Origin of the sequence: Sinorhizobium fredii NGR234 (genome assembly GCF_000018545.1) — a bacterium.
Lineage (GTDB): Bacteria > Pseudomonadota > Alphaproteobacteria > Rhizobiales > Rhizobiaceae > Sinorhizobium > Sinorhizobium fredii_A.
Genome location: NC_012586.1, coordinates 690,510 through 708,023 on the forward strand (window position 1 = coordinate 690,510; position 17,514 = coordinate 708,023).

Sequence of the window (17,514 nt, forward strand, 5' to 3'; positions counted from 1 at the left end):
GGTGGAGTGATGCCTATTATCAGAATACTTACTGAGCCTGAGCTCAGACAGATCATTCCGCTCGACGTCGATGCGGTTGAATGCACGGAACGCGCGTTTCGCGCGCTGGCCGTCGACAATCAGGTGGAGATGCCGCCCATTCTGCGTCTGGATGTGCCTGAGAGCAGGGGCGAAGTCGATGTGAAAACCGCCTATATTCCAGGCTTGAGCGGTTTCGCGATCAAGATCAGTCCCGGTTTCTTTGACAATCCAAAGCTCGGCCTTCCGAGTACAAACGGGATGATGGTTTTGCTCTCAAGTCAAACCGGACTGGTTCAGGCACTCCTCCTGGACAATGGTTACCTGACCGACGTCAGGACAGCTGCCGCTGGTGCAGTCGCGGCAAAACACCTGTCGCGAAACGATGCTTCGATCGCAACCGTCTTCGGCGCCGGTGTTCAGGCGAGACTGCAACTCCAAGCGCTCAGTCTGGTGAGACCAATCCAGGAAGTCCGTATCTGGGCGCGTGATCACTCCAAGGCGGAGGCGCTCGTCGGACAGTTAAAGCTCGAGCACAGCGTGCGGGTTACTGCATTCGCCGATCCGAAGGAGGCAGTCGCGGGTTCCCATGTCATTGTGACAACGACACCCGCAGACCGGCCGATCCTGAATGCCTCTTGGCTTGAACCCGGGCAGCACGTGACAGCCATGGGCTCCGACGCTGAACATAAAAACGAGATCGATCCGATGGCGATTGCGCGCGCAGACATTTATGTGGCGGACAGCCTGAAACAGACGCGGAGGCTGGGGGAACTTCATCATGCCATAGAGGCTGGGGTGGTTGCGAGCGACGCGGATTTTCCGGAACTCGGCCACATCATTGCAGGCGGGAAGGTCGGACGTACTCGCGATGCGGACATCACAATAGCCGATCTTACCGGTACAGGTGTTCAGGACACCGCAATTGCCACGTTGGCCTTTCAGCGCGCCGAGGAACTTAAGACCGGCAAAATGTTTGAGTGCTGAGCCGGTTTGTGTCTTTGCGTCGCGCTCAGGTTCGGGCACCCGCCGACTGCGGGCTCAAAGGTGACCACAAAGATCGCAGCAAGGAAGCATCGTCGCTGCGGAAAATCGTGCAGCTGAACTCGCGACATCGTTAAAGTCTAATACCAAGGTGCGCTGATGCCGACCTATGAGACCGTTTGCTGGCGAGCAGGAGTGGCGAAGGCGATGTCGTGCATCGTCGAGCCGCTCGAAGCCCAGCGGGCGGAATCGACAACCCTGCGGGCCAGCTTGCGGCGGCCCTCGGACTGCGTCGCGCCCTCGGTCCGATCAAGACATCACTCCTTCGGACGCGGCGCAGTCATGAGGCTATGACGACGCAGGGGCTGTTCGGTGCGTCAGTGGCGTTTGTTATTCTGACGATCAATTGTGGATTGGGGACGCCTCTCACGTCCGGCTCTCAGTGATGTCGCGCACTGCCGCGATGGCCTCGTCGACAGCGGCACGGTTCACATCGAGATGGGTGACCCAGCGCATTCGCCCACCGGGCCAGAAACTCGCCGCGATGCCGAGCTCGCGTAGCGCCTCGGACAGCCGGGTCGCCAGATCGGGCGCGAGCTCGACAAAGACCACGTTGGACTGCGGCGGGGTCACCTTCATCCCCTCGATTCCCGCAAATGCTTGCGCAAGCACCTGAGCATTGGCGTGGTCCTCGACCAGCCGGTCGACATGATGGTCGAGGGCGTACAGCCCCGCCGCTGCAATTATTCCTGCCTGCCGCATCCCTCCGCCGAGCATCTTGCGCCAACGGCGCGCGCGCGCGAGCAAGGGGGCATCCCCGACCAGCACCGATCCGAGCGGCGCACCGAGTCCCTTCGACAGGCACAGCGACACGGTGTCGTAGCCATCGGCCAGGCACCCGACGTCAACGCCGAGCGCCGCGGCCGCGTTGAACAGCCGCGCACCGTCGAGATGGGTGGCGAGCTTCCGCTCCCGCGCGAAGTCGGCAACCTCGGCCAGATGATCGCGCCGCAGGACCCGTCCGGCGAATGTGTTCTCGATGGTTACCAGTCGCGTGATCGCAAAATGCGGATCGTCGTCCTTCACCGCGGCGTGAAGGTCCTCGAGGGGGATCGTGCCGTCGGTGCGCACCGGCAAGGGCTGCGGCTGGACCGAGCCCAGCACCGCAGCGCCTCCGGCTTCCCACAGATAGGCATGAGCGCCGGTTGCGCAGAGAAATTCCTCGCCGCGCTGGCAATGGCTCATGATCGCAGCGAGATTGGACATGGTGCCGGTTGGCACGAACAGTCCCGCTTCCTTGCCGAGCAGTGAGGCAAGTCGGGCCTCGAGCGCCTTGACCGTGGGGTCGTCGCCCAGGACATCGTCGCCCACCTCGGCGGCAGCCATCGCCGCACGCATGCCAAGGGTCGGACGAGTGACCGTATCGGAACGGAAATCAAGGCGGATGACAGGGGTTTGCATAGTCCATATCCATCGTTGCGGCTGCCTGGTGATACACCCAAGCGACCGCACCGGACTATCGAATTTTGCTGACGGCTTTTGGTGATGCAGGGTCACCAATACGGCGATCAGTATTTCCTCGATTGATGAGTGTCGCGACGGATTATTGTGACCGAGAACCGGTACCAAGGCGCATTGATCAGCACCAGAGAGCGGCGGGGAAGTTAAAAGCGGCCGCTTCGAGATCGTTTTGCGCGTAGTGGCGTTAGTCGAAGAACCTGGTGCTTCGGGGGGGAGCGCGTTCATGAGCGTCGCAAATTATTTCCGCAACCAATTTGATCTATGTTGACACCAATTCGAAAACCAATCTTATATTGATCGCGTGTCGAACCTGATTGGTAGCGAAGGTGCTGAACGTGAAGCCAACTCCCGCGCAAAAAACAACCCCGCTTGTCTCTCCCGCCTCGGCTGCAGTAGTCCGCGATGCTCCTACGCGACTGTTCATCGGCGGCCAATGGGTTTCTGCAAAAGAAGACCGCACCTTTGAAGTGGTCGACCCCGCGACCGGAGATGTGATCGCCACCGTTTCCGATGGCGATATCGCCGATGGAATATCCGCGGTCGATGCAGCGGAAAAGGCCGCAGCGGCTTGGAAGGCGACCTCGCCGCGGCGTCGCTCGGACGTTTTGATGAAGTGTTTTCACCTTGTGCTCGAACAGGCTGAATGGCTGGCACAACTGATCACCGTGGAAAACGGCAAGGCACTCGCGGACGCCAGGTCGGAGGTCGCCTATGCCGCCGAATTTTTCCGCTGGTACGCGGAAGAAGCTGTACGGGCGCCGGGCGAATTCGGACCTGCGCCCTCCGGCGCCAACCATATCATCGTCAACCATGAGCCGATTGGTATCGCCGTATTGGTGACACCCTGGAACTTCCCCGCGGCAATGGCGACCCGAAAGATGGCACCCGCACTGGCCGCGGGCTGCACGTGCATCCTGAAGCCCGCAGCGGAGACCCCGCTGACGGCGCTGGCGATCGGCGAGATCATGCGTCAGGCCGGCGTTCCGGCCGGAGTGGTCAACATCGTGACAACGCGGAAGGCCGGCCCCGTGGTCAGCGCCATGCTGCATGACAAGCGGGTACGGAAACTGTCGTTTACCGGCTCGACAGGCGTCGGCCGGACATTGCTGCGCGAGGCTGCGGACCAGGTCGTCAGTTGTTCCATGGAACTCGGCGGCAATGCGCCCTTCGTTGTGTTCGACGATGCCGACCTCGAGACGGCTGTCGCCGGAGCAATGGTTGCCAAGATGCGCAACGGCGGCGAGGCATGCACTGCTGCGAACCGCTTCTATGTCCAGAAGGGGATTCTGGCGGACTTCACGCGGCGGTTCGCGGAAGAGATGGCCGTACTCAATGTCGGACCAGGGCTGGCTCCGGACACGCAACTCGGGCCACTGATCACCGAGGCCGCGGTCGCCAAGGTGGAACGCCTGGTGGACGACGCCATTGCCAAGGGAGCCCGCCTGATCACGGGTGGCAGCAGGTTGAACGGCGATGGATTCTATTATCTGCCTACCGTACTGGCAAACGTTTCTCCCGATGCCGAGATCCTTCGCGAAGAAATCTTCGGGCCGGTTGCGCCAGTCATTGCATTTGAAACCGAGGACGAGGTCGTCCAGATGGCCAACGACACCGAATACGGGCTGGTGTCCTATGTGTTCAGCAGTGACCTCAAACGTGCGCTTTCGGTCGCCGGACGGTTGGAAAGCGGCATGGTCGGAATCAACCGAGGCGTCGTCTCCGACGCTGCCGCGCCGTTTGGCGGCATGAAGCAGAGCGGCCTCGGCCGCGAGGGAAGCCACCACGGCATGCTCGAATATCTCGAAACGAAATACATCGCCGCAAGCTGGTAGGCACCCGGCGATTCTGACCGCTTCCTCTACCGTTTATTTGACAATCCCGTACCGAGGTCGGGGCCGACTCGCGTCCGTCTTGTCTGTCGATGACGCGGATTTGCTTTCACTCGGGTGAAAATGGAGAACCAGATGTCACTACTCAAATCGATCGACCCGAATCCTTCCTTCGAACCGAAGCACGCGACGCCCGCGCCGGATCGCCTTATTGCCGGGGCACCCGCCTTCAAAACCTGGGCGCAGGACAGCGACAAAGAGGGCAAGGTGAATACCGGCGTCTGGGAGGCCACTCCCGGCGAGACGCACTCCATCAAGGGCGAGACCTTTGAGTTCTGCCATATCCTGCAGGGAGTGGTGGAGCTGACAGAGAACGGTAAGGAGCCGGTCATTTATCGCGCCGGCGACAGCTTCGTGATGAAACCCGGTTATGTCGGGGTCTGGAAAACGATCGAGACGGTACGGAAAATCTACGTCACCGTCACTTGATCGTTGCCGCCGAGCGCCTGCCTTCTATTTCTAAGGCGAGGACGGAGGGACCTGGCAGGGGAGGCCCGCCGGTCGGCAATGCCCAAAACGGGCTGGGCGGATTATTCGCCCCAGCGTCTACTAAACCCAGTCCCGTGCTTCCAAGCAGTATGCCCTGGAGATATTCAGGTCAGCCAAGAGCCTGGCTGGCCAGGACGAAAGTTCGGACCTCCGGCGTTTGCGGCACGCCGGTAGCGCCTCGAGCCATCGCAACCACGCCGCCATCGTGAGGCAGCCCCCAACCTTCGAGCAAGGACGAAAGGCCGCTCTGTTCAGGGATGTCGATGCGCACGAAACGGCCTTCCTTACTGGAGAGGATGAAGGCGATCAAATCCCGCGCCTGTTCGGCGTTCTCTGCCACGACCGGCCCGACGACTTCGCCGATCCCGAAAGGCCGCGTGGCCGCGAAGGCGACGATATTGTCACCGTTGCGGACAACGGCGAACGGTCCCTCCTTCGCCAGCGCATCGTGGAGGGGGCCCCGATCGGCGCCAAAGGCCGTACGATCGAGCGCTTTGATTGCCGACAGGGCGTCGTCGGGCGCGATCCATCCGACATTTTCAGGTGTATCGACCCGACCCACAACACCCTGATGGCGAAGGATTTCATGCGTCGCAACGAACCCCAGCTTCTCGTAAAGAGGTAAGCCGTCACTCGTCGCCGTCAAACGGCATTCCCGATCCCCGGCGAGTTCGATCACGGCGGTGGTCAATTGTCGTCCCAGTCCCTGGCCACGCTGGCTTTCGTCGACAATAATCATGTTGATGGCTGAACAGGTGCTGCTGAAGGGGGTCATCAGCGCCGTGCCCACCACACGGTCACCCGCGAGCGCAACGCGTCCCTCGCTTATCGACCAAATCATTTTCCAGTCTTCTCTCCTGTGCGCCCAGCCCGCTGCCCGCGACAGCGCCAGTGCACCATCCAGATGGTGAGCCTCGAAAGGCGCGATAGTGACCGTTTCCGTTTGCATGGGTTTATCCATTTCGTTGGCCTCTAAGCTCACCTCGGCGGGTTGTCGCGATACGGGTGAAATATTGAAGTTTCAGGCTGTACCCGCGACGACAGCGATGGGCGAACCCTTCTTCGAAGGGGCTTCCGCTGCAAGCGCGAGCCGGGGTTGGAAGTCGGCATGGGCGGATAGACCGCCCATCCAATTTCGGGATGAAGCCGATCGAAAGGCCCTGCCTGCCGGATCGGTCCGTTCCCACCCTGAAATCAGGAGACAATGCACCTCGAAACGGCATCGCTCCTTCGAGTGATCAGGTGACTGTGACGAAGATTTTCCGCACCGTCTCGATCGTTTTCCAGACTCCGACATAGCCGGGTTTCATGACAAAACTGTCGCCCGCGCGATAAATGACCGGCTCCTTACCCTTCTCGGTCAATTCGATCACGCCATGGACAATATGGCAGAACTCAAACGTTTCGCCTTTGATGGAGTGCGTCTCGCCCGGGGTCGCCTCGAAAACACCGGTATTGACTCTGCCCTCCTTGGCGGTGTCCTGCAACCAGGTCTTGAAAGCGGGGCTGCCGGCGATCAGGCGATCCGGCTCGGCAGTCCTATGCTTTGGTTCAAACGATGGATTCGGGTCGATGGTTTTCAGTAGTGACATCTGGTTCTCCGTTTTTTACCTGAGTGAAAGTGATATCCGCGAATTGGCCCGCGTCGCGGGGGAACTGGGGACGCATCGGGGCTCCTCGCCCAGGCGAAACCTGTTGCGCCGACCTCACACGAGCTTCATCCACACCATCAGATTCCGCCCACCTTGATTCTGGAGCCGTCAAAGAAGCGCGACAGCCGGAAGGGCGCGGGGTCGACACAGGGTGTATCATTGGCAACCAGGTCGGCTGCCAGACGGCCGATGCCCGGCCCGAGCCCGAAGCCGTGGCCGGAACCGCCCGCGGCCAGGTAAAGGCCTTTCACACCATCGGCCTGCGAGATGACCGGTACCGCGTCCGGCGTACAATCCACATAGCCTCCCCAACTGTCGGCGACTTCGATGCCCGTTAGTGCAGGGAACTGGTTTGTGACACCTTTCAGAATAGCCGCGATCGTGCGGCGGCTCGGCGCCGGGTCAAGAACGCGCATCCGCTCGAACGGCGACGTCGTGTCGCTATTCCAGCTAGCGAATGCCTCCGGACCACGAAAGAAGGACCCGTTGATGCCTATTTGCACCGCTTTCAGACGCTTCATGAACATCGGCATGAACGAGCGGGCGTAGCGAAGGCCTTGTGGAGTGATATCCAATGTAGCCCTGCCGCTGATCGCAAGCGTGTAGCTGCCATCCAACCGGCGGGTCAACGCGCACTCCGGCGTATAGATCGCCTCACCCAGGTCCGTTGTGGGTCGGGTACGCAGCGCCGTCTGGCGCACGCTCGCCTGCGGGAACAGGACTCCGTACTGGTGACAAAACATCGACGTCCAGGCACCACCGGCGCAAAGAACGGCTTGCGTCCGGATGGTCCCCTTTTCCGTGATAACCCCCGCCACCGCTCCATTGACCATATCGAGGCCTCGGGCAGCGCATTCCTGGTGGATCGTCGCCCCAAATTTGCGAGCGCCGTTCGCGATCGTCGGCGCGGCGATCGCGGGCTCGGCCTTGCCGTCATTGATCGAATGGACCCCGCCAAGCCATTGGCGGCCTTTCGCCGGAATTGCGGCAGCCGCTTCCCTGGCGCTCAGCATCTTCGTATTGACGTTGAACGGGCGGGCCGTCTCACGCCATGCTTCCCATTCCGCCAGCTGCTTCGGATTGTCCGTGGCGTAAAGCAGACCGCATCGGCGGAAGCCGACGTCGTCACCGATCTTCGCCGCGAACTCATCCCAAGCTTGCAACGCGATGCCTGAGAGCGGCAACTCGCGCGCATCCCGCATCTGCCGCCGGCACCAACCAAAGTTGCGGCTCGACTGCTCGCAGCCGACATGGCCTTTTTCGACCAGAGCGACGGACAGCCCCCGCTCTGCGAGAAAGAAAGCTGCCGTTGCACCGACGATGCCGCCGCCGATGACGACGACATCCGCCTGGGCGGGAAGCTTTGGATCGTTCTGTATGCGTTTGACGATTGGAGACATGGGGGCTGACCTGAACTTTGGCGGCCGATCTAAACGGCACTGTTTCCTGCCCCTCCGGCAGGAGCATCTGAGGCAATGACGGCTATCGCATCGACTTCGACGAGATATCCATAGTGCAGTTCCGGCACCGGAACGACGGTGCGAGCCGGGCGGGAATCCCCTAGTCGCGCCGAATAAACCTGGTTGAAGCGGGGCCAATTGGCCACGCCGACGATGTAGGCGGTCACCCTGACGAGATCGGCCGGGGTTCCGCCTGCGGCTTCAAGGATCGCCAGCAGGTTGTCGAGGGCCTGTACCGCCTGGGTCTCGAAGCTGTCGTCCGGCAGGGCTTCTCCACCCGGTCGGATCGGCAGCTGGCCCGAAATGTAGAGGTGCTGACCGACGAGCTTCGCTTGTGAGTAGTGGCCCGCCGGGCTTGGCGCTCGATCGGTATTCACTGTCATGGATTTGGGCATCACCAGCCTCCAAAGCGGGTCCAACGGGCCTCGACAGCGTGCGAGCGGCCGCGGACCACGTGATACGTTTCGTGCTGCGCAGCGGTCGCACAGGCGTGATTCGGCAGGATCCGCACCCGGTCTCCGACCGCCAGATCCGGGAGTCGTGCATTCGATCCGGGGCGCACCGCTATGATTCCATGTTCCTGGTTCGCGTCGGCAACGATGATGTCATGATAGGGCGCGCCATCCATGTCACAGACCAGGCCATAGCCCTGGTCGGCGGCCTGCTTGCCAGTGCCGCGGTCCCGCGACAGAGACATCCATCCGCCATCGGTTATGATCCAGCCTTTCTCGCGCTGGTGTCCGATGACGGTTGCGAGCACGCTGAGCGCGATATCGTCGATTTGGCAAACACCAAGCCCAGCCATCACCAGGTCGAAGAAGACGAACACGCCCGCGCGGACTTCCGTCACTCCAGCAAGATCCGTTGCGTGATGGGCCGTCGGGGTCGAGCCGACGCTGACGACCGGGCAGGGCAGCCCCGCGTTCCGCAAAATGCGCGCGGCCTCCACGACGGCCAATCGTTCCGTTTCCGCGTAGAGCCGCAGCGCCTCGACACCTCCGCCCTTATAGCTGTCGCCGGCATGGGTGAGCACGCCACGCAGCTCGGCACCTGCCGTCAACGCCTGCCCGATTTCCACCAGCTGCGCCTGGTCAGTAGGTCGCACACCGGAGCGGTGGCCGTCGCAATCGATCTCGATTATGGCCGGGATGCGCGTCCCGCTCTGCCGAGACGCCTCGGCCACCGCTTGTGCCTGCAGAACAGTATCCAGAGTGACGACGAGATCGACGCCGCTCGCCCGCAGTTCCGCGACACGCGCGAGCTTCGCTGGGGCGATGCCGACCGCATAGATTATGTCCCGGACGCCTGCCGCCGCGAACTGTTCAGCCTCCTTCAGGGTAGAGACGGTCGCCGGCCCCTCCGGCGAGCTCATCACCCGCCGTGCGACTTCGATCGACTTAGCGGTCTTCAAATGGGGCCGGAGTGACACTCCCATGGCGTCAAGTCGGCTCCTGAGCCGCTGAACATTCCTGTCCATTCGGTCGGCGTGCAGGACCAAACAGGGTGTTTCCAGGTCCTCAAGGCTGGTCGAGGCGGCCAGCCGGGTGGTCGGGTCGATCGTCGCTAGGACCATGATCTGATCTCCAATTCGGGTTTTCACCTTGCGGTCAAATCATAAAGATGACAATTAATGACAAGTGAATGTTTGCTTCAGGTTTTCATTAATGTTGACGTCCGATGACCTTGCCTTCTTTTCGGTGCTGACAGGCTCGAAATCTCTCGCGGAAAGCGCGAGAAAGCTGAACGTTACGCCTCCGGCAGTGACACAGCGCCTGCGAGCGCTGGAAGAGAAAGTCGGGGTGCGGCTGATCGATCGGTCCGGACGGCGGCTGCGCCTCACGGAAGAGGGCTCGCTGGTTGCTTCTCACAGCGTTATCGTCAGCGAGACCATCGATTCGCTTGCCGAAGCCCTAGCTGATCGCAGAGGCGCGGTTCGCGGGCACCTCAGGGTCGCCGCACCACACGGCTTTGGACGGCTCTATGTGGCCCCGGTCGTGGAAGCGTTCGCACGAGAGCACGGCGGCGCGACCGCTACGCTGCAGTTGTCCGATCATCCGGCGGCTCTGCTCGTCGAAAGCTATGATGTCGTTGTTCACATTGGGGCGCCGGGGCATCTGGACCAGGTCGTCACGACACTGGCGCCGAACCCTCGAATACTCTGCGCAAGTCCGAGGTACCTCGACTCGGCATCACCGATTTCAACGCCCGCTGATCTTGCTCAGCATCGCTGTCTTGCCGTTCGGGAAAACGACGAGGACGTGACGCTGTGGCGCTTCAAGGGGCCGCGACAGGAGATGGCGACGGTGCGCGTCAATCCGGTCATGTCGAGCAACGATGGTGCCGTCATCCGCGAGTGGGCGCTTGCCGGTCAGGGCATCATGATCCGTTCCGAGTGGAACGTGGCAGAAGATCTCGCTGACGGACGGCTGCAGCAGGTGCTGCCCAACTGGAAGCTCCCACCGGCCGACATCGTCGCGATGCTCGGCTCGCGTCACGGGCGAAGCGCCCGGACTACTGCTTTCCTGACGATGCTTCGACAAGCGCTGAAGCCGCCGCCCTGGCAAGCGGCTTGTGCGGAACCGGGTGGTCAATAGCCCAGAATGGACTTCGTCTCGAGATACTCCTCAAGCCCGTGCACGCCATATTCGCGCCCATTGCCCGAGTGCTTGTAGCCACCGAACGCGGCCGTCCCGTCCCACGCCGGATAGTTGATGTGAACCTGCCCGGCGCGGATCCGCGCGGCGACTCGTCGAGCCCGCTCCGGATCCGGGGACTGGACATGGGCTCCCAGTCCATAGACCGTGTCGTTGGCGATCGTGATTGCCTCTTCTTCGTCCCGGTAGGGCATGATCGCAAGGACCGGCCCAAAGATCTCCTCGCGAGCAACGCGCATCTCTGGCCGAACCTCGGAAAAAATCGTCGGCTGCGTGAAGAAACCTCGATCGAGACCTGCCGGGCGTCCCAGTCCGCCGCACAGGAGCTTCGCGCCTTCGTCGATTCCCGCCCGGATCATGGTCTGCACCCGCTCATACTGGGCGCGATTGGCGATGGGCCCCATTGCGGTCGCCGGATCCCTCGGATCGCCGACGCGGATGGCATGTGCGGTTTTGCTGGCCAGATCCTCGACCTCGGCGAGCCGATGGGCGGGCACGAGCATGCGTGTCGGGGCGCTGCACGACTGGCCGACATTGCGCATTCCGGCAAGGACGCCTTTTGGTACCGCCTCGGCGAAATCAGCATCATTCAGCAGGATGTTGGGGGACTTGCCGCCAAGTTCCTGGACCACCCGCTTGACCGTCGGGGCCGCCGCCTGCGCGACGAGTACCCCCGCACGCGTCGAGCCGGTGATCGAGATCATGTCGACCTCTGGGTGGCTGGAGAGAGCTGCGCCGACACTCTCTCCAGTGCCATTGACCAGGTTGAACACGCCTGGCGGAGTGCCGGCATCATGCATCAGTTGGGCGAAGAGCAAGGCGCTGTAGGGGGACAGCTCACTGGGTTTGAGGACGACGGTGCAGCCCGCCGCGATCGCTGGGGCAAGCTTGGCGGTGATCTGGTAGAGTGGCCAGTTCCACGGGGTGATCAGGGCGCAAACGCCGATCGGCTCCTTGGCCGTTGCGGTGCGCCCATCGACCGTCACGAACCGGTAGTTCTCGAGCACCTCCATCTGGACACGAATGTGTTCCGCGGCAAAAGGAACCTGCGAGGCCCGCGCAAAGCTGATCGCCGCCCCCATCTCCATCACGAGCGCCTCGGCGAACAGCTCCGCTCTCTCCTTCAGGAGCGAATGCACCCTGCCGAGGAGCTCAAGCCTCTCGGGCACAGATGATTGAGAGAAGGCCGGGAAGGCCTTGCGCGCTGCCGCAACCGCGAGATCGACGTGGTTTGCCTCTCCGGCGGCGATATGGCCGATAACCCGTTCCGAGGCGGGATCAACGACGGGCAGACTTGTTGCGTCCGCGTGTTCTTGCCACTCCCCGCCAATATAGAACTGGGTTCCTCGTTCGGTTATCGTCATTTGAACCTCTTGGTAGTGCCATACGGCTGGGGCGGGCCTGCGTCAGAAGCATGCCTCATTTCACCTGAAGGCGACATTTAAGTCGCCTGAATGTCGGCTTAAGAAGGGAGTTAACAAACGCGTCTACGCTCGGTGTCGAGCGATCGCTGATCTGAACGCGTCTCCTTTTGCGGTAACGTCCAAACAAGATGTGCCCCTGTTTTGCGGCGCTCTATTTCCGGATTACAGAGGAGAGGGCAAACGCAGTCAGGGTATCGCGCACCCCCGGCATCTCGGCTATCTGCTGCCAAATCTGCCGGATGCGGTCGGCCTCGGGAGACTCGACCCTGACGAGGAGATCGAAGTCGCCGGTCATAACGTCGCAAGCCACGACTTCCGGGATTTTCCGCAGCGCTTGAATAACGTCGCCGCCCCTCATGCGATCGTGCCGATAGACGAAGATCAGTGCGGTCGTAACGTGCTGGCTACTCCCCCCATCGCCGGTGACGATCGTATATCCTTTAATGAAGCCTTCGCGCTCAAGTCGTTCGATCCGCACTCGCACGGCGTTACGCGAGAGATTCACCTTCGCCGACAACTCCGCGTGCGAGATCCGGGCGTTGGCCTTCAATTCGACAAGTATCTGTTCGTCGGTTCGATCGAGAAGATATTTCATGGGGTCGGTGCCGGGTCGATTAGCCTGTGATTTCGGGCGTTACCGATCGATACGCTACCACGGCGATTTCCGGTAGGAAGGCTCTTTCCTTCTGGCTCGCAAATCGCTTCGATGTCGAAGCCATTATGAAGCCTGGCAATGCCTCCCTTTCCGCGCCGGTCAGGCCTCGAACCTCTTCATAACCCTGCAGCAGGGCGCGCGCCCGCTCCTTGTTCAGTTCGCCGTTGGTTTCGTGCCGCAGCCTGAAATTAATGACCCCGCTTACGTCCTCTCCAAGAAAAAAGACATTCTCTCGGGCCAACGCGCCATGAACTGCCCCAGTTGGAAGATCCGCTGATGTGCGCTTTACCTTTCGTTCCAAGACAGTATGGATTTGAGCCATCACACGACCCAGGCTTCGGCATTTTGCCGCGCCTGCAATGGTGGATGAGGAACCCGGTACGAAGCTGACGACGGCAACCAATCGACCCGCGGCCCGGCACGTGGCGTGGCCATCGACGGTGCGCAGCGGTTTGGGGCAGGGGACGCCCTTTCGATGGAGCTCCTCCATGGTTTCGAAGGCTTTTTCGAGATCTAAGGGCTGGGCTCCGTTCTCGAAAAGCGTAACGATGAATTCGCCTTCCTGGGCGCGAAACAGGTAGGTGGTCTCAGTGTCGCCGTCAGCGATCCCAATCACTGACAAGAGCGACATAAAACCATAGGCTGCAGTGATCGATTGGCGATCTTCGTCAGAGAGCTCTGTAAAAACAGCCATTTTCCTACCCTATCAGACCGATGAACTCAGCGAAGTATTTGCGAAATCCGAGCTGCCTTCAAAGAGCTCGTCAATTTGGCCAGGCGCCAAAATTCCTTCCTCTTCCACGACCTGCCGCAATTCCCGCTTTTCAGTCAGCGCCTTTTTGGAAAGATACGCTGCCTTGCTATACCCGATAAGCATTGCCAACGGCGTCGCGAGCACGAGAGACTGGTCCAGGAGGGCTTTACAGCGGTCGACGTCGACTTCAATTCCGTCGATGCATCGCTGCTTAAAAATATCCATCCCCCGCGTCAGCATCCGCATGGATTGAAGGATGTTGAGAACCATCACTGGCTCCATTGCATTCAGTTGCAACTGCCCCGCGCTGGCCGCGAGCGTTACCGTGAGATCATTTCCGATAACCTGGAACCCGATCTGGTTCATCATTTCCGGAATGACGGGATTGACTTTGCCGGGCATGATTGAGGATCCCGCTTGCATAGGCGGCAGTCGGATTTCACCCAGGCCCCCGCGAGGTCCACTGCTCAGTAGACGTAAGTCATTGCAGATCTTAGTCAGCTTCACTGCGATTCGTTTCAGAACACCGGAGAACGAAACGAACCCGCCCGCATCAGATGTGGCCTCAATCAGGTTTCGGGCCGGAAAGACGTCGATTCCCGAGATCTGCGTAAGGTGCACGCAAGCTGCGCCGGAAAATCCGGGAGGGACGTTGATTGAGGTGCCGATTGCAGATCCACCGAGATTGACCTCTTTCAACAGCTTGGAAGCTGACTGCAGTTGGATGATATCTTCGTCGAGGAGCTCCGCGAACGCTTCAAATTCCTGCCCTACTGTCATCGGAACAGCATCCTGCAACTGAGTGCGGCCGACCTTCAACGCAGCCGCATACTGACTTGCCTTTGCACGGAATGCGCCGCGCAAGCCGACCTGGGACGCTATCAGCCCGTCACAAGCGCGAAGTATGGTCAGACGGAGCGCGGTGGGATAGACATCGTTGGTCGACTGGGAAAGGTTCACATCATCATTGGGATGCAGCTTTGCGTAATCGCCGACATCGGCCCCGAGCTTCAAGAGCGCCAGGTTCGTTACCACCTCATTAACATTCATATTCGTCGACGTCCCAGCGCCGCCCTGCATCATATCGATCGGGAAGTTCTCATCGACACCCTTCAATTCGATGAGATCATCGCAGGCTTCGGAGATCGCCCATGCTTTTTCCACCGGCAGAAGACCAAGCTCAGCGTTCGCGAGAGCGGCCGCTTTCTTGACCGTAGCCATAGATTGGATAAGTTCGGGAAAGTCTTTCAGCCGAAGGCCCGAAACGTCGAAGTTGAGCTCGGCTCGACGAGTGTGGACGCCGTACAGAACATTACGAGGGATCGGAAGAGACCCGATCAAGTCGGCCTCTATGCGTACAGTTCCCATTCTCTACTCCCCGTAGCCTGAATTCCGGCGTGTGCATTGCATCAGTGATTGCCTTTTGAGCACGTGGGCTCACCTAGACGCATTGATGAGCTGACCTGAAGGAAGCGGCGCCTGCTACCGCTTCAGCCGATTGATGCAGACGACCTTCGGCTGGGTCATGTCTTCGTAGGCAAACCGAACGCCTTCACGTCCCATGCTGCCGTATTTGAAGCCGCCAAAGGGCATCGCGTCGAACCGATAGTCGGACGAGTCATTGATCATGACACCCCCGGCGTCGATTTGATTGGCGGCATCGAGAGCCTCCTCCAGATCGTTGGTGAAGATACCAGCGTGGAGGCTGTATTCCGGGCTGTTTGCCAACCGGATTGCCTCCTCCAGTTCATCGAACGTCTGCAGGATGGCAATCGGTGCAAAGACCTCCTCATTCCACAGGTCGCACGTTGCTGGCACGTTCTCCAGCACTGTTGGAGGGTAAAGATTGCCGGAGGGCCTATGCCCGCAAAGGAGAGTGGCGCCAGCGGCGATTGCGCGCTCGACCATGGCAGCAGCTCGGCTGACCGCCTTTTCGGAAATCATCGGCCCCACGTCAGTGTCTGCTTCCAACGGATTGCCGGTCTTGAGCTTTGCAGTCTGAGCCACGAACTCTGCTTTGAACCGTTCATAGATCGGTCGCTGGACCAGAATCCGCTGCGTGCCGATGCAGTTCTGGCCCGCCGCCCAGTAGGCACCCGACACGCACCCTTGAACCGCCGCGTCAAAATCGCTGTCTTCCATGACGATAACCGGTGCATTTCCGCCGAGATCCATCGCGAGCTTCTTGATGCCGGCACTCTTTGCGATGGCCTCGCCGGTGGAAAAACCACCCGTGAAGGAGACCATCCGGACGTCCTTGGCCGAGACGAGGGCTTTGCCCAGATCCGCCCCGCCGACAGCTACCGTGATGACTTCCTCCGGCAACCCGCTTTCGAGCAGCACTTCCACCAGCTTGATGGCCGAGAGAGGCGTAAGCTCCGACGGCTTCAGGAGTATCGCATTGCCGCCGGCGATAGCCGGGCCGAGCTTGTGGGCCACGAGATTGAGCGGGTCATTGTAAGGTGTGATTGCAGTGATGATGCCGAGCGGCTCCCGTGTGTACCAGCCTTGACGGGATTCCGAGCCGCCATAGGAATCGAAGGGGATCACCTCGCCAGCATTCCGCTTGGCTTCGTCCGCCGAGAGCTTCAAAGTATTGACGCACCGCGTAGCTTCTTTGCGGGCCTGGGTGATTGTCTTCCCCGCCTCCCGCACGATAAGGAGTGCAAATTCTTCCTTGCGGGCTTCAACGGTCGCTGCCGACTTTTCCAGGATTGCGGAGCGCTTATGACGGGGCAGGAACCGCGCGATCTGCGCACCCCGATTGGCGCGCTGAAGCAGCAGGTACACACTGTCGGAATTGGTCTCAGAGACTGTTCCGACAAAGCTGCCGTCGAAGGGATTGCTGATAATGATCTCGTCCACGGATGTCTTCTTGCTGAAGGCGAGGCTCTGCATCAGGCGGCCTCCCTCTTAGCAGTGGCCTGGGCATTGTGGATGGCGATAATGTCGGAGAGCAGCGCATAAGCGGTCTCAATTCGGCCGGCGCCAGGGCCGGTGATGGTGACAGAGCCGAGTAGTTCGGTGTTAAGCGACACGGCATTGGTCGCGCCGTTTACACCAGCGAGTGGATGCTCGAAGGGAAGTTGCTTCGGAGAAACACTGCCTGTTACCGTCCCGTCTTCATTCCGAACCGCCGATCCGACCAACTTCCAACGGCTATTTGCTGCTGCCGCGTTTTCGATATCGGACGGAGAAAGCTTGGAGATCCCCTTGCACGTGACCTCTTCGGGCTTGAGGCTTGCCCCCAGCAGCTCGTTTGCCAGGATCACCACCTTGAGGCGAACGTCAAAACCTTCGACATCGGCGGTCGGATCGGCTTCCGCATAGCCGAGTATCTGCGCTTCCTTGACTGCAGTGGCGAAGTCAAGGCCTCCTTCCATACGGCCGAGGACGAAGTTCGAAGTCCCGTTCAAGATCCCCTCGAAACCCTTCACCTCCGCGCCCGCAAGCGTCCTTTCCGCCATGCGGATGACAGGGGTACCGCTCATGACGGAGCCCTCATATTCGAAATGAACGCCGTTCGCGTGCGCAACGGCCTTCAGTTCCTGGGCAGCGATCGCGACCGGCCCTTTGTTCGTGGTGACGACATGCTTGCCGGATTGGAGGGCCCAGCGGCAGTGCGAAACAGCCGGCTCGCCGTCCTTCGGGTTTGTAAATGTCGCTTCCACGATGAGGTCAGCAGGCGCCGTCTTGATGATTGTTTCGTTGTCTGCTTCCGCACTGCCTCCAGAGAGCTGGCCAAACCCGCCTTTCGCGAAGTTCGCTTCAACGAGGGTCTTGGCATCAAGCCCGTTGGGCGAAATAACGGACCCGAGATAGAGGTCGCTGACAGCTACGATGTTCAGGCGAAAGCCGAGGTCTCGTTCCCACAGCGGGTTCTTCGTCGCGATGAGCTCGGCCAAAGCGCGATTGACGCCACCAAACCCGATAAGTGCAATGTTGTAGGTTGTCATGTGGATCCTCCGGTGAAGCATTCTGCTCCGCAATGATGAGATGCGGATCGCTCAGTCG

General features: G+C 60.5%; 16 protein-coding genes. 4 read left to right on the forward strand and 12 right to left on the reverse strand.

Annotation, left to right across the window (positions count from 1 at the left end):
• The first annotated feature begins 9 nt into the window (after positions 1-9).
• The gene (gene eutC / locus NGR_RS03345; protein WP_015886808.1) at positions 10-1,005 is read left to right on the forward strand and encodes an ectoine utilization protein EutC; all 996 of its coding nucleotides are present in this window, start codon (positions 10-12) and stop codon (positions 1,003-1,005) included.
• Positions 1,006-1,428: 423 nt separating this feature from the next.
• Here the strand turns inward: eutC and ltaE are convergent, their stop codons facing one another.
• Positions 1,429-2,463, reverse strand: a complete 1,035-nt coding sequence (gene ltaE, locus NGR_RS03350) for a low-specificity L-threonine aldolase (RefSeq protein ID WP_164923841.1) — start codon at positions 2,461-2,463, stop codon at positions 1,429-1,431.
• 395 nt (positions 2,464-2,858) lie between these two features.
• Between ltaE and NGR_RS03355 the strand changes: the two genes are divergently transcribed.
• Positions 2,859-4,355: an NAD-dependent succinate-semialdehyde dehydrogenase gene (locus tag NGR_RS03355; RefSeq protein ID WP_015886811.1), complete on the forward strand. Its 1,497-nt coding sequence runs from the start codon at positions 2,859-2,861 to the stop codon at positions 4,353-4,355.
• A gap of 132 nt (positions 4,356-4,487) precedes the next feature.
• Positions 4,488-4,841, forward strand: coding sequence for a cupin domain-containing protein (locus tag NGR_RS03360; RefSeq protein WP_015886812.1), 354 nt, complete (start codon positions 4,488-4,490; stop codon positions 4,839-4,841).
• 169 nt (positions 4,842-5,010) lie between these two features.
• Here NGR_RS03360 and NGR_RS03365 read toward each other — a convergent pair whose 3' ends face one another.
• From NGR_RS03365 to NGR_RS03385, 5 genes are all read right to left on the reverse strand, one after another.
• Positions 5,011-5,850 (reverse strand): GNAT family N-acetyltransferase, encoded by an 840-nt coding sequence (locus tag NGR_RS03365; protein WP_164923842.1) that lies wholly within the window; start codon positions 5,848-5,850, stop codon positions 5,011-5,013.
• 289 nt (positions 5,851-6,139) lie between these two features.
• A complete protein-coding gene (locus NGR_RS03370; RefSeq protein ID WP_015886814.1) occupies positions 6,140-6,493 on the reverse strand; it encodes a cupin domain-containing protein in 354 nt (117 codons plus the stop codon).
• 137 nt (positions 6,494-6,630) lie between these two features.
• A complete protein-coding gene (locus NGR_RS03375; RefSeq protein WP_015886815.1) occupies positions 6,631-7,953 on the reverse strand; it encodes an NAD(P)/FAD-dependent oxidoreductase in 1,323 nt (440 codons plus the stop codon).
• A gap of 29 nt (positions 7,954-7,982) precedes the next feature.
• Positions 7,983-8,408, reverse strand: coding sequence for a RidA family protein (locus NGR_RS03380; RefSeq protein WP_015886816.1), 426 nt, complete (start codon positions 8,406-8,408; stop codon positions 7,983-7,985).
• Positions 8,408-9,586: a DSD1 family PLP-dependent enzyme gene (locus NGR_RS03385; RefSeq protein ID WP_015886817.1), complete on the reverse strand. Its 1,179-nt coding sequence runs from the start codon at positions 9,584-9,586 to the stop codon at positions 8,408-8,410. Before NGR_RS03385 ends, NGR_RS03380 begins: the two co-directional genes overlap by 1 nt.
• Positions 9,587-9,677: 91 nt before the next feature.
• Here NGR_RS03385 and NGR_RS03390 point away from each other — a divergent pair, with 91 nt between their 5' ends.
• Complete coding sequence (locus NGR_RS03390; RefSeq protein ID WP_015886818.1) at positions 9,678-10,607, forward strand: LysR family transcriptional regulator; 930 nt, start codon at positions 9,678-9,680, stop codon at positions 10,605-10,607.
• Here NGR_RS03390 and NGR_RS03395 read toward each other — a convergent pair.
• From NGR_RS03395 to NGR_RS03420, 6 genes are all read right to left on the reverse strand, one after another.
• Positions 10,601-12,031 carry an aldehyde dehydrogenase family protein gene (locus NGR_RS03395; protein WP_015886819.1) on the reverse strand — a complete coding sequence of 477 codons (1,431 nt, stop codon included), beginning with the start codon at positions 12,029-12,031 and terminating at the stop codon, positions 10,601-10,603. The genes NGR_RS03390 and NGR_RS03395 overlap by 7 nt on opposite strands.
• A 211-nt stretch (positions 12,032-12,242) precedes the next feature.
• Positions 12,243-12,686, reverse strand: coding sequence for an Lrp/AsnC family transcriptional regulator (locus tag NGR_RS03400; RefSeq protein WP_015886820.1), 444 nt, complete (start codon positions 12,684-12,686; stop codon positions 12,243-12,245).
• Positions 12,687-12,705: 19 nt separating this feature from the next.
• Positions 12,706-13,440, reverse strand: coding sequence for a phosphotransferase (locus NGR_RS03405; RefSeq protein ID WP_015886821.1), 735 nt, complete (start codon positions 13,438-13,440; stop codon positions 12,706-12,708).
• A 12-nt stretch (positions 13,441-13,452) separates the two neighbouring features.
• Entirely contained in the window at positions 13,453-14,868 is a 1,416-nt protein-coding gene (locus NGR_RS03410) for an aspartate ammonia-lyase (RefSeq protein WP_015886822.1), read from the reverse strand.
• Between the two features lie 114 nt (positions 14,869-14,982).
• Positions 14,983-16,398, reverse strand: a complete 1,416-nt coding sequence (locus NGR_RS03415) for an aldehyde dehydrogenase family protein (RefSeq protein ID WP_015886823.1) — start codon at positions 16,396-16,398, stop codon at positions 14,983-14,985.
• A complete protein-coding gene (locus NGR_RS03420; RefSeq protein WP_164923843.1) occupies positions 16,398-17,456 on the reverse strand; it encodes a homoserine dehydrogenase in 1,059 nt (352 codons plus the stop codon). The genes NGR_RS03415 and NGR_RS03420 overlap by 1 nt, the downstream gene beginning before the upstream one ends.
• Between the last annotated feature and the right edge of the window lie 58 nt (positions 17,457-17,514).